At 74.2% G+C, this 13,438-nt stretch carries 12 protein-coding genes; 7 read left to right on the forward strand and 5 right to left on the reverse strand.

Annotation, left to right across the window (positions count from 1 at the left end; all coding sequences use genetic code 11):
* From E1283_RS18720 to E1283_RS18755, 6 genes are all read left to right on the forward strand, one after another.
* A partial coding sequence (locus E1283_RS18720; protein WP_425086202.1) for an MFS transporter occupies positions 1–1,379 on the forward strand: 1,379 nt, incomplete at its 5' end.
* Positions 1,380–1,434: 55 nt separating this feature from the next.
* Positions 1,435–2,178, forward strand: coding sequence for a sugar phosphate isomerase/epimerase family protein (locus tag E1283_RS18725; RefSeq protein WP_132819228.1), 744 nt, complete (start codon positions 1,435–1,437; stop codon positions 2,176–2,178).
* Positions 2,175–3,287: a Gfo/Idh/MocA family protein gene (locus tag E1283_RS18730; RefSeq protein WP_132819229.1), complete on the forward strand. Its 1,113-nt coding sequence runs from the start codon at positions 2,175–2,177 to the stop codon at positions 3,285–3,287. The genes E1283_RS18725 and E1283_RS18730 overlap by 4 nt, the downstream gene beginning before the upstream one ends.
* Positions 3,288–3,560: 273 nt before the next feature.
* Positions 3,561–3,989, forward strand: coding sequence for a hypothetical protein (locus E1283_RS18740; protein ID WP_132819231.1), 429 nt, complete (start codon positions 3,561–3,563; stop codon positions 3,987–3,989).
* Between the two features lie 103 nt (positions 3,990–4,092).
* Positions 4,093–6,177: an acyltransferase family protein gene (locus E1283_RS38170; protein WP_207930448.1), complete on the forward strand. Its 2,085-nt coding sequence runs from the start codon at positions 4,093–4,095 to the stop codon at positions 6,175–6,177.
* Between the two features lie 9 nt (positions 6,178–6,186).
* On the forward strand, positions 6,187–6,726 hold the full coding sequence (locus tag E1283_RS18755) for a hypothetical protein (protein ID WP_132819233.1): 540 nt from the start codon (positions 6,187–6,189) through the stop codon (positions 6,724–6,726).
* On the opposite strand, the gene E1283_RS18760 is transcribed toward E1283_RS18755, so the two are convergent.
* Genes E1283_RS18760 through E1283_RS18780 form a run of 5 tightly spaced genes read right to left on the reverse strand, consistent with a single transcriptional unit; the run spans position 6,698 to position 12,768 of the window.
* A complete protein-coding gene (locus tag E1283_RS18760) occupies positions 6,698–8,635 on the reverse strand; it encodes a DUF2264 domain-containing protein (protein ID WP_243744939.1) in 1,938 nt (645 codons plus the stop codon). The two genes, E1283_RS18755 and E1283_RS18760, sit on opposite strands and share 29 nt — an antisense overlap.
* Entirely contained in the window at positions 8,632–9,615 is a 984-nt protein-coding gene (locus E1283_RS18765) for a hydroxyacid dehydrogenase (RefSeq protein ID WP_132819240.1), read from the reverse strand. The genes E1283_RS18760 and E1283_RS18765 overlap by 4 nt, the downstream gene beginning before the upstream one ends.
* A gap of 29 nt (positions 9,616–9,644) precedes the next feature.
* A complete protein-coding gene (locus E1283_RS18770; protein WP_165956175.1) occupies positions 9,645–10,514 on the reverse strand; it encodes a carbohydrate ABC transporter permease in 870 nt (289 codons plus the stop codon).
* Complete coding sequence (locus E1283_RS18775) at positions 10,511–11,449, reverse strand: carbohydrate ABC transporter permease (RefSeq protein WP_132819234.1); 939 nt, start codon at positions 11,447–11,449, stop codon at positions 10,511–10,513. The genes E1283_RS18770 and E1283_RS18775 overlap by 4 nt, the downstream gene beginning before the upstream one ends.
* On the reverse strand, positions 11,446–12,768 hold the full coding sequence (locus E1283_RS18780) for an ABC transporter substrate-binding protein (protein WP_132819235.1): 1,323 nt from the start codon (positions 12,766–12,768) through the stop codon (positions 11,446–11,448). The genes E1283_RS18775 and E1283_RS18780 overlap by 4 nt, the downstream gene beginning before the upstream one ends.
* 143 nt (positions 12,769–12,911) lie before the next feature.
* On the opposite strand from E1283_RS18780, the gene E1283_RS18785 reads away from it, so the two are divergent.
* A partial coding sequence (locus tag E1283_RS18785; protein WP_132819236.1) for a DeoR family transcriptional regulator occupies positions 12,912–13,438 on the forward strand: 527 nt, incomplete at its 3' end.

Below are 13,438 nucleotides of genomic sequence, written 5' to 3' on the forward strand. Positions count from 1 at the left end.
CCCCCGGGCCCTCCGGGCCCCCCGGCCAGGAACCCGCCGAGAGCCAACCGCGAAAGGCCGCGCTCGCCGCCTGGATCGGCAGCGCCCTCGAGTACTACGACTTCTTCATCTACGGCAGCGCCGCCGCGCTGATCTTCCCCGACGTCTTCTTCGACGAGTCCGACCCGGCCAACGCCACCCTGCTGTCGCTGGCCACCTTCGGCGTCGCGTACGCCGCGCGCCCCGTCGGCGCGCTCTTCCTCGGCCACTACGGCGACCGGCTCGGCCGGAAGAAGATCATGGTCTTCACGCTGATGCTGATGGGCCTGTCCACCTTCGCCATCGGCTGCCTGCCGACCCGGGAGCAGGTGGGCACGCTGGCCCCCGTGCTGCTGGTGCTCTGCCGGGTGCTCCAGGGCATCTCCGCGGCCGGCGAACAGGCCAGCGCCAACTCCATGACCCTGGAGCACGCGCCGCGCGGCCGCCGCGGCTACTACACCAGCTTCACCATCAACGGCACCCAGGCCGGCCAGTTGCTCGCCACCCTCGCCTTCATCCCGGTCGCCGCGCTCCCCGACGACGTGCTGCTCTCCTGGGGGTGGCGGGTCCCGTTCTGGCTGAGCGTCGTGGTGGCCGTCGTCGGCTACCTCATCCGCCGCAACCTCGGCGAGACGCCCGCCTTCGAGGAGCAGGCCGCCACCGAGGGCGTGGCCAGGATGCCGCTCGCCGTGCTGCTGCGCGACCACTGGGCCGACGTGCTGCGGGTGGTCGGCGGCGCGCTGATCGCCTCGGTCAGCACCATCTTCACCGTGTGGGCGCTGGCGTACGCGACCAGCGACGCCGTCGACATCGACCGGTCCGACATGCTGTGGGTCGGCGCCCTGGCCAACCTGGTGGCGCTCGGCGCGATCCCGCTCTGGGCCGACCTCTCCGACCGGATCGGCCGGCGCCCGGTCTTCCTGGTCGGCGCGGTGGGCAGCGCCGGGATGATGTTCGCCTACCTGTGGGCCGTCTCCAGCGGCTCCTACCCGTTGATCCTGCTGCTCGGCATCCTCACCTTCGGCGTGGTCTACAGCGCGGCCAACGGCGTCTGGCCGGCGTTCTACGGTGAGATGTTCCCCACCAGGGTCCGCCTCTCGGGGACGGCCGTCGGTACCCAGATAGGATTCGCCGTCGCCGGCTTCGCGGTGACGTTCGCCGCCCGGATCGCCGGCCCGGACGGCGACCGCTGGACGGCCGTCGCCCTGTTCACCGCCCTGCTGTGCGTGCCGCCGGTGTTCGCCGCGCTCTCCGCCAGGGAGACCCACGACGTTCCCGCCGACCGGCTCGGGCTGCCCGCATCCCCGGCGGGGATCGGGGAAGGATCTTCGGTGGCGGCAGGGGATTGCCAGGGGCGCTAAATCGATACATCCTCGTGAAGGACGCGAAACGGGACGCCTCGGAGGCACTTCAACCATGGCATCACCACTGGGTGTTCAGCTCTACACCGTGCGCGACGCGCTCGCCGCCGATCGGGACGGCGTGCTCGCGCGGATCGCCGGGATCGGCTACACCACGGTCGAGCCCTTCAACCCCACCGACGACCCCGAGGGTTTCCGGCGGGTCGCCGACGACCTCGGTCTTACCGTGTCCGGGGCGCACGCGATCCAGCTGCTCCACGGGGAGACGGGGCCGGTCTTCGAGGCCGTGGCCACCCTCGGCACCGACCTGGCGATCCTGCCGGCCGGCATCCCCGAGGAGGACTTCACCACCCCCGACGGTCTGGCCAGGGCCGCCGACCTGCTCAACGGGCTCGCCGAGCAGGCGGCAGGACACGGGCTGCGGCTCGGCTACCACAACCACTGGTGGGAGGTGGAGCCGGTCGTCGACGGCCGGCACGCCATCGAGGGGCTGGTGGAACTCCTCGCCCCGGAGGTCGTGTTGGAACTCGACACCTACTGGGCCGCGGTCGGCGGCGCCGACGTGCCCGCGCTGCTCGGCCGCCTCGGCGAACGGGTGGTCGCGCTGCACGTCAAGGACGGCCCGGCGGTGAGGGACGAGCCGCACGTGGCCGTCGGGTCGGGGGTGATGCCGGTGCCCGAGGTGCTGGCCGCCGCGCCCGGCGCGCAGCGGATCGTGGAGCTCGACTCCTGCGCCACCGACCTCTTCGACGCGCTCGCCGACAGCCGTGACTACCTCGTCGGACTGGGGGCGGCATGAGCGGCGGGCCGGTGGGCGTCGCCATCGTCGGCGCCGGCAACATCAGCGGGCAGTACCTGCGGACCCTGGGCAGCTTCCCCGACGTGCGGGTGGTGGGTGTCGGCGACCTGGACGAGGAGCGGGCCAGGGCGGCCGCCGCCGAGCACGGGGTGCCGGTGGCCGGCGACGTGGACACGGTCCTCGCGGTCCCCGAGGTGGAGATCGTCGTCAACCTGACCGTCCCGGTGGCGCACGCCCAGGTGGCCACGGCCGCGCTGCGGGCCGGCAAGCACGTCTACGGCGAGAAGCCGTTCACCGCCACCCCGGCCGAGGGCGAGAAGCTGCTCGCCGAGGCCGCCGAGCGCGGGCTGCTGCTCGGCGGCGCGCCCGACACCTTCCTCGGCGCCGGGATCCAGTCGGCGGTGCGGGCGGTCAGGGCGGGCCGGATCGGCACCCCGATCGGGGCCGCCACCGCCACCCAGAGCCTGGGGCCCGAGGGCTGGCACCCCGACCCCGCCTTCTTCTACCAGCCGGGCGGCGGGCCGCTGTTCGACATCGGCCCCTACTACCTGACCGCGCTGGTCGCCCTGTTCGGCCCGGTCGCCGGCGTCTTCGCCGGCGGTGGCCGGGGCCGGGCGGTGCGCAGCGTCGGCTCCGGGCCCAAGGCCGGGCAGGAGTTCCCGGTCGACGTGCCCACGCACGTCCAGGCGTTGCTGGAGTTCGCCTCCGGGGTGACGGCCACCTCGGTCTTCAGCTTCGACTCCTCGATCCACCGGACCTCCATCGAACTGACCGGCAGCGAGGGCTCGTTGGCGGTCCCCGACCCCAACACCTTCGACGGGCCGCTGCGGTTGCTGCCCAACGGCGAGGAGGAGTGGGCGGAGCTGCCGATCGAGGGCTCCACGGCCGGCCGGGGCATCGGCGTGCTGGAGATGGCGCGGGCCCTGCGCGGCGGCGTGCCGCACCGGGCCTCAGGCGCGCTGGCGTTGCACGTGCTCAGGGCGATGTCCGCGATAGCGGAATCCGCCGAGAGCGGCGAGCCGCGCCGCCTCGACACGGCCGGCGCCCCGCTGCCGGCGGCGCCGGAGCCGCTGCCGCTCGGATGGGACCCGTACGCGGCGCAGCTGTAGCGCGCCCGACCCCAGGATCCCGCCCGGTCCCCTCGACCGGGCGGGATCTCGTCGTTCCGCCCGGGAGCCGGGAGCCGGGAGCCGGGAGCCGGGAGCCGGGAGCCGGGAGCCGGGAGCCGGGAGCCGGCAGCCGTCATCCGGCCAGTGGGCCGGCGAAAGGGATCTCGCTCCCGTCCTGGTCGGCGAGGTGCTTGGATAAACCGATCCCGGTGACGCTCGGTCCAGAGCCGAGGGCTGACATCCCCGAGTGCCGTGAACTGGGAGGTTGTACCCGTGTGGCTTGGCTGCGACCCGGTCCTCGACGACGAGCCCGGCCCGGCCGGGCGGGAGATCTCGGGGTGGCGGGTTCCCGGCGTCGGTGAGATCGACGTCGAGTCCGAGGGCTTTCGGCTGTCCGTGCTGCCCACGGGCGGGACCCTGCGCGTGGAGCTGGCCTTCGCGGCCGCGTACGCCGAGTCGGCGACGGAGCCGTACCGCCCTCTGGGACCGGTGACTCTGACGCTCGACGACGTACGGTCCATCGCGCTGCACAGGCCGGGAGCGCCCTCCGGTCCGCTGTGGAAGAGGGTTCTCCGCGGGGCCCCGCACGACGAGGTCCTGCGCATGACGTGGGACCAGGACGACGACGTCCTGCACGTACGGGACGGCGTCGTCGTCCTGTCCTGCCGGGGCGGAACCTGGCGCTGGGCGACCGACGCGTAGGCGGCAGGGCCCCTGGGGCGCGATTCGCCCAGGGTTTACCAGGAATTCATGACGCACTGATCCCGTATCGTGTCGCGCCGAACATCACTCGAAAAGGAGATCGATGCGCCGCGACACCAGTGCGGAGACCCCCGCCGGCATATCCGGCGAGCCACCGCACCGGCCGGACATCCAGGGCCTCCGCGCCGTGGCCGTCGGCCTCGTCGTCCTCTCCCACGCCGGGGTGCGCGGACTCGACGGCGGCTATGTCGGCGTCGACGTCTTCTTCGTGATCTCGGGCTTCCTGATCACCTCGCTGCTGCTGCGTGAACTCGACGCGACGGGCCGCCTCTCGTTCGCGAGGTTCTACGCCCGGCGGGCGATGCGGCTGCTCCCGGCCGCGACGCTGGTCGTGCTCGTCACCCTGGTCGGCGCCCGCGTCTACCTGTCCAAGCTGCGGTTCGAGGAGTACATCGGGGACGCGCTCGGCGGGCTGCTCTACGCCGAGAACATCCGGCTGGCGACCACCGGCACCGACTACCTCTCCGAGGGCACCCCGCCGTCGCCGTTCCAGCACTTCTGGTCGCTCGCGGTCGAGGAGCAGTTCTACCTGCTGTGGCCGCTGCTGTTGTTCCTCGGCTGGCGGGCGGCGCGAGGACACCGGGCGCGCGTCGCGGCGCTGACGGCGGCGCTCTGCCTGGTGTCGTTCGGCCTGAGCGTGACCGTGACCGGGAGCTCGCCCTCCTGGGGCTACTTCGGGACGCACACCCGGTTCTGGGAGCTCGGCGCCGGGGCGCTGCTGGCCCTGGGCGTGGGGCGGTTGAACCGGCTGCCGGCCCGGCTCGCGGCGCCGATGACGTGGCTCGGCCTCGGCTGCGTGCTGCTGGCCGCGGTCCGGTTCGACGACGCGACGCCGTACCCGGGGCACTTCGCGCTGCTGCCGGTGCTCGGCACCGCGCTCGTGCTGGCCGGCGGCTGTTCGCCGGCGCGCGGTGACGCCCGACTGCTGCTCGCCCTCCGGCCGGCCACCTGGCTCGGCGGGGTGTCGTACGGCTGGTACCTGTGGCACTGGCCGCTGCTCGTCATCGGCCCGACGGCGCTCGGCAGGGCCGACGACGAGGGGACGACGCTCCCGCTGCTGCTCGGCGCGGTCGCCCTGCTGCTGGCCTGGGGGACGCTCCACCTGGTGGAGAACCCGCCGCGCCTCCATGTGGGGCTGCGGCGCCGCCCCCGGCGGGCGTTGGGCGTCGGCTTCGGCCTCTCGGCGAGCGCCACCGCCGTCATCCTCGTCGCGTCGGCCTTCCCACCGCCGATCAGTTCGGACTCGCCGGCCCCCGCGCTGGGCGAGGCGCTGGCCGACGCGGCCGATCCCCGGGCCGAGTTGACGCGGCTGCTGGCCGCGTCGGGCGACGGACTGCCCAGCAACCTGACGCCGGCCCTCGACCGGATCAGGGAGGCGCGGTCCGCGCTCTACCGGGACGGCTGCCACGTGGAGGACGACAGCGCCAGGACCCCGCACTGCGTCTACGGCGACGCCGACTCCGAGCGGGTCGTCGTGCTCTTCGGCGACTCGCACGCCGCCCAGTGGTTCCCGGCGCTCGACCGGCTCGCGCGGGAGAACGGCTGGAAGCTGGTCACCCTGACCAAGGCGTCCTGCAAGGTCCCCACGGTCACCACGATCCGCGACCACCGCGCCTACGAGGGCTGCGACACCTGGCGGAGCGAGACGCTGACCTGGATCCGCGAGCTCCGGCCCGAGCTGGTGATCGCCTCCTCGTCCGAGGAGGGCGACCTGGCCCGCCCCACCGACGACCCGCTGCGGGAGTGGGCCGACGGCTACCGCGCGACGTTCGCGGCCCTGGCGGACAGCGGGGCCCGGCTGGCCCTCCTCCTCGACACCGTCTGGCCCGTCGGCGACCCGGTCGAGTGCGCGGCCGAACGGCCCCTGGAGCTGGGTGACTGCGCGAACCGGCTGCCCGGGGCGGTGCGCGACCAGGCCAGGCGGGACGCCGCCACCGAGGTGGCGGAGACGATGGGCGTCCCGGTCATCGATCCCGTCCCCTGGCTCTGCGCCGACACGGGGGAGTGCCCGGTCGCCGTGGGCGACACCTTCGTCTACCGCGACGACAACCACCTCAGCGAGGCCTACGCGGCGGCCCTCGCCCCGCTGCTCGGCGGGCGGATCGCCGAGCTCTGGCCCGGGGCCTAGGCTGCCGTCATGGTGTGTGTGTTCGGCGACGGCTCCGGCCGGGACCTGGACCTGTCCAACGGCGGTACCACGGTCCTGGTGGAGGTGTTGACCCTGGCGGTGGCCGAACTCGCCCGCGAGCCCTGGCATTTCCGCTTCGCCATGCTGGTCGCCACGCAGGACCAGAGCATCATGGGCCGTGGCGTGGTCGGCTTCCACCTCACCGAGATCGACTGGGGCACGACCGGGGCGGCGCGCGGCGCGAACCAGCGGTTCGTCCTCGACGTGATCGCGCTGGCCGCCGCCCGCCACCGGTGGCGCGAGTTGCGCTACGACCCGCCCCACGCGCCGGCGTATCTGGCCGCGTACGCGGAGATCGTGCGCGGCTTCGACCCGGCGACCGCCCGCCCCGACCCCGAGGTCTTCCCCGGGCCGGACGGCGGGGCGGTCGCCTCCTGCGCGCGCCACCGGGTGTTGACCGCGTGGCCGCACTGGGACGGCTGCGTCTTCTGCCACCGGACCCAGGGCCTGGCCGGCACGCTCAACCGGGCACCGGCACCCGGGTGGTGAGCCCGTCCGGCCAGCGCAGCGTCACCTCGTCGCCCGGCCCGAGGATGATCTCGGGGGCGGTGGGCGGTTCGGCGTCCGGCCGGTCGAGGACGACCAGGGCGGCGAGCAACTCGCCGGGACGCGTCGGGCCGGCGGTGGCGACCCACGGCACGGCGGTGTGCGGGCCGAGCGGCGTCACGTCCGTCAACGACGCGACGCCCGACCGGTCGAGGCCGCGCAGGCCGCGCACCGTGGAGCGGAGGCCGCCGCCGACGGCCTGCCCGGCCGCCGTCCCGGGGGGCTCGTCGGCCGTCACCGGCCAGCCGCCGACGCGGAGGCCGCCGCTCTCGCCCGCGACGCGGGCCAGCCGTACCTCGACGCCGTCGCGCAGCACCGAGGCGACGGTGAGCACCGGGCCGCCGGTCACCCTCCCGACCCGGCCCGAGCCGTGGTCGGGGCTGGTGTCGGCGCCGGCGTCCACCCAGCGGACCGGGCCGCCGGAGGCCGCCGCCAGCACGCCGCCCGGCAGCTCCCGGGCGTAGTGGGTGGTGAACCCCGAGCGGTGGCTGGGGCGGCCGGCGCGGTCGAGCAGCACCACCGCGTTGTCCAGGGGGTCTTCGGCCGCCGGCCCGGCGAGCGGTGGCGCGGTGGCCGTCGAGTAGCCGAGCCTGGCGTACAGCGGGGCGTCGGTGGAGGCGGCGCCCGGCGCGGCGTGGTCGGTGCCGTGGTTGAGCAGCAGCGCCACGCCGGTGTCGCGGCGGGCCGAGACCAGCCAGCCGGGGGCGGCGATCACCCGGGACGCGTCGCCGGTCTCGATCGGCAGCGGCTCCTCCCGTGCCGTCCACACCGGGTGGTCGGCCGGCAGGGCGAGGCCGAGCATGCCCTTGGCCGCCCAGTAGGGCGACCCGGGGCCCGAGTACGCCTGCCGCATCGCCGGCCACGGGTGGTGCCAGCCGAGGGACAGCAGCCCCCGCTCGCGATCCGGCGCGTCGTGCTCGGCGAAGTGCCGCAGAATCCCGCTCGTGGCGCGGCGCAGCTGTCCTGGCGGCAGGGCGTCCACGCCGGTCAGGGCGGCGGTCCAGAACGGCGCGGCGGCGGCGAACCGGTAGATCAGGCTGCGGCCCTGGAGCAGCGGCGAGCCGTCGGCGCCCAACAGCCGGACGGCGTCCGCCAGGTAGCGGGCGAGGTCGGCCGCCCACCGCTCGCGCAGCGCGGGCGGGCAGAGCGGTCCCGTGACGTCGAACAGCTCGGTCCACAACAGCGGGTAGAGGTGCAGCGCCCAGCCGGTGTAGTGGTCGTAGGCCCGTTCGTCCGCGCCGTCCGAGAGCCAGCCGTCCGGCCGGCGGAGCGCGGCGTGGACGGCCAGGTCGGCCTCGACGTCGGCGGCCGACCAGGGGCCGCCGACCTCGCGCAGGAACGACTCCACGACGATCCGGAACCACACCCAGTTGATCGGCGGGTAGGGCTGGCCGACGACGGTGGCGAGCCAGTCGACGACCCGCTCGCGTACCCCGTCGTCCAACGCGTCCCAGAGCCAGGGCCTGGTCAGTTGGAGGATCAGGGCGATGGACGCCGCCTCGACCTTGGCCTGGCCGAGCTGGTCGGGGCGCGGCCAGTACTCGGGGGAACGCGGGTCGGTGCCGGCGGCCAGGCCGGCGGCGTAGCGCTCGAGCAACGCGCCCTGGCCGGCGCCGCGTTCGCCGGCGATCCGGAAGCCGGCCAGCAGGAAGGAGCGGGCGAAGCCCTCCAGGCCGTCCGAGTCGCGGCCGTGGCGGCTGGCCGGGCCCGGCAGGTCGACGCGGGCCAGGCCCGGTGAGCGGTACGGGTCGAGGGCGGCCAGCATCCGGTCGGCGTGCGCGGCCCAGTGCGCCCTGGTCCAGCCGGTGTGCGGGGAGAGCGACCGGTCCTCCGCCGGGATGCCGGGGATCACGCCTGCACCGCCAGGGACTCCCGGGTGACCGGGTCGAGCGGTGGCAACCCCCGGGCGTAGCGGTCGAGTTCGTCGAGCGCGGCGCCGGTCATCCGGCGGGTCTCGGAGCCGAGCGAGCCGGCGATGTGCGGGGTGAGCACGACGTTGGGCAGGTCGTAGAGCGGCGAGGCGTCGGGCAGCGGCTCGGGCTCGGTGACGTCCAGCACGGCGTGCAACGCGCCGGCGGCGCAGGCGTGTTCGAGTGCCGCGGTGTCGACCAGCGCGCCGCGCGCGGTGTTGATCAGCACCGAGTTCGGTGGCAGCGCGGCGAGTTCGGCGGCGCCGATCAGGTGGTGGGTCGCCGGCAGCGAGGGCGCGTGCAGGCTGAGGACGTCGGCCTGCGGCAACGCGTCGGCCAGGGTGGCCGGTTCGGCGCCGGCGGCCGCGATGGCCGCCGGGTCGGCGACCGGGTCGACCACCAGCACCCGGCCGAGGCCGAGCCGCACCAGCAGCTCGGTGACCCGGCGGCCGACCCGGGAGAAGCCGACCAGCACCACCGTGCGGTCCCGGCCGGTCAGTTCGCCGTGCGCCTCCCGGTAGCTCCAGTCGGTGCGGAACCTGCGGGCCTCGGCGGCCAGGAACGGCACCTTCTTGAACGCCCACAGCACCGCGGCCAGCGTGTACTGGGCGACCGGCTCCGCGTTGGCGTCGGCGGCCGTGGTGACCAGGATGCCGCGGTCGAACACGGCGTCCGTGACGTGGAGCCGCACGGTGCCGGCGGCGTGCAGCACGGCGCGCAGCCGGGGCGCCGCGGCCAGCACCGGCCCGTCGAGCGGCGGGCAGCCCCAGGACGTCAGCAGCACCTCGGCGGTGGCGAGTCGGCGGCGGGCGGCCGGCGAGTCCAACTCGTGTGCCGCCAGGGGCTCGTGGACGGTGGCCAGCCGGCGCAGCCGGGCCTGCTCGGCGTCGCCGAAGAGGGTGCCGAGCCAGCCGGCGTCCATCACCAGCAGCGTCTCGGGGCGGCGTGGCGTCACTTGACGCTCCCGGCGGCCAGGCCGGAGCGCCACTGGCGTTGCAGCACCACGAACGCCAGCAGCAGCGGGACGACGGCGAGCAGTGAGCCGGCGACGACGAGGGGGGTGTACTGCGGGAACTGGCTCACGCGCGCGCTCCACTGGAAGAGGCCGAGTGTCATCGGGAACAGGTCGGGGTCGGTCAGCATGACGAGGGGGAGGAAGAAGTTGTTCCAGATGCCCACGAACTGGAAGAGCAGGATGGTCACCACGCCGGGGCGCATCATGGGCAGCGCGATGGTGAAGAAGGTGCGGAGCTCGTTCGAGCCGTCCATCCGGGCGGCCTCCAGCACCTCGTCGGGCACCGCGGCCTCGGCGTAGGCGCGGGCCAGGTAGACGCCGAAGGGGTTGGTGAGCAGCGGGATGAACACCGCCCAGAAGGTGTTGACCACCCGCAGCTCGGAGGCGAGCAGGTAGAGCGGCAGGGCGAGCGCCGTGGTGGGCACCAGCACCCCGGCCAGGGTGACGGCGAACAGGGCGCGGCGGCCCGGGAAGTCGAGCTTGGCGATGGCGTATCCGCAGGCGGCGCAGATCAACGCGCCGAGCACGGAGCCGAGTCCGGCGTAGAGCAGGGAGTTGCGTATCCAGGAGAGGAAGACGCCGTCCTCCTCGGCGAACAGGTCGCCCAGGTTGGTCCAGAGGTTCCAGTCGCCGAGCTCGAAGGCGCCGGTGGTCGAGAAGTCGCCGACCGACTTGGTCGCCGAGGTGAGCAGCCAGATCAGCGGCAGCACGCTGTAGAGGGCGGCGATCCCCAGCAGGGCGTGCACGGCGCCCCGGGACATCCAGCGGGACGGGGACGCCCCTCTCGTCGGACTCGTCGAACTCATCGGGACCTCCCGGACCGGGTGGAGAGGCGCATCACCAGCGCCGAGAGCAGGGCCGAGGCGACGGCGAGCAGCAGCGAGGCGGCGGCCGCCCGACCGTAGTCGTTGCTGATGAACGCGGCCTCGTAGACGTAGAGGCTGGGGGTCCAGGTGCTGGTGACCGAGCCGGTGAAGTTGCGCATCACCAGCGGCTCGGTGAAGAGCTGGAGCGAGCCGATGACGGTGAAGATCAGGGCGACGAACACGGTGGGCCTGATCATCGGGACCTTGATGCCGAGCGCGGTGCGCACCGGCCCGGCGCCGTCCACCCGGGCGGACTCCAGCACCTCGCGCGGCACGGTGCGCAGCGCGGTGTAGAAGATGATCATGTTGTAGCCCATCCACTGCCAGGTGGCCATGTTGACGATGGACGGCAGCACGCCGGCGCTGCCCAGCGGGTCCCAGGGCAGCACGTCGTTGAGCGGGCCGATGTTGGGGCTGTAGAGGTAGGTCCAGATGAGGACCGCGATCACGCCGGGGACGGCGTAGGGCAGGAAGACGGCGAGCGACCAGACCTGGCGGAGCCGGACGGTGGCGCCGTCCAGCAGCAGGGCGAGCAGCAGGGCGCCGCCGAGCATCAGCGGGATGTGCAGCAGCGCGTAGGCCGCGACGTTGAGCACGCTGTCGTGGAAGGCGGCGTCGGTGAGCACCTCGCCGTAGTTCTCCAGCCAGACGAAGACGTCGCGCGGTCCTTCGAAGCCGAGCCCGGAGAGGCGTTCGGTGAACAGGCTGAGGTAGAGGGCGTAGCCGATCGGCACCAGCACGGTGCCGGTGAGCAGCAGCGCGAAGGGCGCGACGAGGAGCAGGGTGGCCGGCGAGGTCCGGCGGCGGCGCGGCGCGCGGGTGGCGGCCGTCCCGGCGGTCTCGCGGGCGCTGTCGGCGGGGGCGAGGACGGTCATGCGGGGCTCCCCTCGCGGACCGAGAGGCCGCGGCCGCGCATCTCGGAGACGGCGGCGCGCTGCACCCGGCGGACGGCGTCCGGGATGGTGGTGCCGCCGGTGGGCACCGGGCCGAGGGAGTCGGCGACGGTGGAGAACAGGCCGAGCGCGTTGGGGCCCCAGGTCCACTCGGGGACCCGGTCGCCGGCCACGTCGAGCACGTCGAAGACGGGGTCGCCGACGAAGAAGTCGTCGGGAAGGATCTCGCGGGCGATCTCGCGGTTGGGCAGGTAGGCCGGGAAGGGCGAGGTGAAGGTGGCGCCGATGCGCGGGTAGTCGGGGCCGGCGCAGAGCCAGCGCAGGAAGGTCACCGCGGCCTCGGGGACCGGGCTCTCCTCCGACACCGAGAACGCGCTGCCGCCCTGCATCCCGTTGGCCGGCTCGCCGTCCCAGGTCGGCATGGTGGCGACGGCCCAGCGGCCGGTGTCGTCGGGTATCGACCGCTTGAGCGTGCCGACGCTCCAGGCGGCGCCGAGCAGCCCCCAGAGCCGGCCCTCGTGCATGCCGGCGATCCAGTCCTGGGTGCCGGTGCCGCCGGAGCCGACCAGGTCGGCGGCGATCAGGTCCTGCCAGTAGCCGGCGGTTCGCAGGGTGCCCTCGCTCGCGACGTCCACCACCCAGGTGTCGCCCTCGATCCGCCACCAGGGCTGGCCGGCGCCCCAGCACATGCCGGCGAAGAACGAACCGTCGTTGAGCGGGAAGGTGGTGATCCTGGCGGCCGGGTCCGCCTCCCGGACCGCCTCGGCGGCGGCGGCGAACTCGTCCCAGGTGCGCGGCGCCCGGATGCCGTGCTGGTCGAAGAGGTCCCTGCGGTAGTAGAAGGCCATCGGCGCCAGGTCCATCGGCACGGCCCAGGTGCGGCCGTCGGGGCGCACGGCGCGCCAGGCGGCGGGGGAGTAGCCGTCGGCCAGGTCGGCGACGTCGTCGGTGATCTCGCGCAGGCCGCCGGTGGCCAGGAGTTGGATCAGGCCCTGGTACTCGACGTGCAGGATGTCGGGCGCGTTGTGCGCGCGGATGGCGTTGGTCTGCTGGGCGTAGCCGCCGGACAGGCCGCCGGCGATCACGTTCAGCTCGACGTGCACGTCCTGTTGGGCGGCGTTGAAGGCGGCCACGTACTGGTCCATGCCGGTCATCCACGACCAGATGGTGACCCGGGTGGCACCCGAGGCGGTCGTCCGTGACGCACAGCCGGAGAGCGCGGTACCGCCCGCGGCGAGCGCCGCGGCGCCGGCCGAGGCGCGCAACAGGGCGCGCCGCGACCAGCCGGTGTGAAGCGCCATGAGCTGATCCCCCTTGATCTCTGCTGACGCCCACTCCGCCCGTCGGGAGTGGTGCCGGACACTTCAACGTGTGCGATAGTTCGTGGTCAATCATTCGGAACTGAATCGATCAGAATCGATCAGAAGCGAAGGTGGTGGCGGGGGTGACGGACGGCGCGGGCGGCACCGGCGGACTCGCCTGGGAGCGGCAGGAACGCATCCTGGCCGCCGTCCGGCGCTCCGGGACCGTGCGGCTCTCCGAACTCACCCGCCGGCTCGGCGTCTCCGCCGTCACGGTGCGGCGGGACGTCACCGCGCTCGCCGACCGCGGCCTGGTGCGCCGGGTGCACGGCGGCATCACGCTGCCCTACCGCGGCCTCGGCGAACCGGCCGGCGGCGCGCCGCCCGCCGTCTTCGTCGGCATGGTGGTGCCCTCGGTCGACTACTACTGGCCCGAGGTGATCAAGGGCGCCCAGGCCGCCGTCGCCGCCGAGGGCGGCCGCCTCGTGATGCGCGCCTCCAGCTACGACCCGGCCGACGACCGCCGCCAGGTCGGCGCGCTGCTCGACCGCGGCGTCCAGACGCTGCTGGCCGCGCCCGCCACCGCCGGCGCCGCCGGGCTCGAACTGCTGCGCTGGCTCGGCGGGCTGCCCCTCCCGGTGGTGCTGGTGGAGCGGCTGCCGCCACCCGC

This window comes from Streptomyces hainanensis, assembly GCF_004348415.1.
Taxonomy (GTDB): Bacteria; Actinomycetota; Actinomycetes; order Streptomycetales; family Streptomycetaceae; genus Streptomyces; species Streptomyces hainanensis.

Bases quoted from the DNA above. Each gene is read 5' to 3' on its own strand.
- E1283_RS18775 (WP_132819234.1), bottom strand. From the start codon at position 11,449: ATGACCGTCCTCGCCCCCGCCGACAGCGCCCGCGAGACCGCCGGGACG.
- E1283_RS18725 (WP_132819228.1), top strand. From the start codon at position 1,435: ATGGCATCACCACTGGGTGTTCAGCTCTACACCGTGCGCGACGCGCTC.
- E1283_RS18730 (WP_132819229.1), top strand. From the start codon at position 2,175: ATGAGCGGCGGGCCGGTGGGCGTCGCCATCGTCGGCGCCGGCAACATC.
- E1283_RS38170 (WP_207930448.1), top strand. From the start codon at position 4,093: ATGCGCCGCGACACCAGTGCGGAGACCCCCGCCGGCATATCCGGCGAG.
- E1283_RS18770 (WP_165956175.1), bottom strand. From the start codon at position 10,514: ATGAGTTCGACGAGTCCGACGAGAGGGGCGTCCCCGTCCCGCTGGATG.
- E1283_RS18780 (WP_132819235.1), bottom strand. From the start codon at position 12,768: ATGGCGCTTCACACCGGCTGGTCGCGGCGCGCCCTGTTGCGCGCCTCG.
- E1283_RS18755 (WP_132819233.1), top strand. From the start codon at position 6,187: ATGGTGTGTGTGTTCGGCGACGGCTCCGGCCGGGACCTGGACCTGTCC.
- E1283_RS18765 (WP_132819240.1), bottom strand. From the start codon at position 9,615: ATGGACGCCGGCTGGCTCGGCACCCTCTTCGGCGACGCCGAGCAGGCC.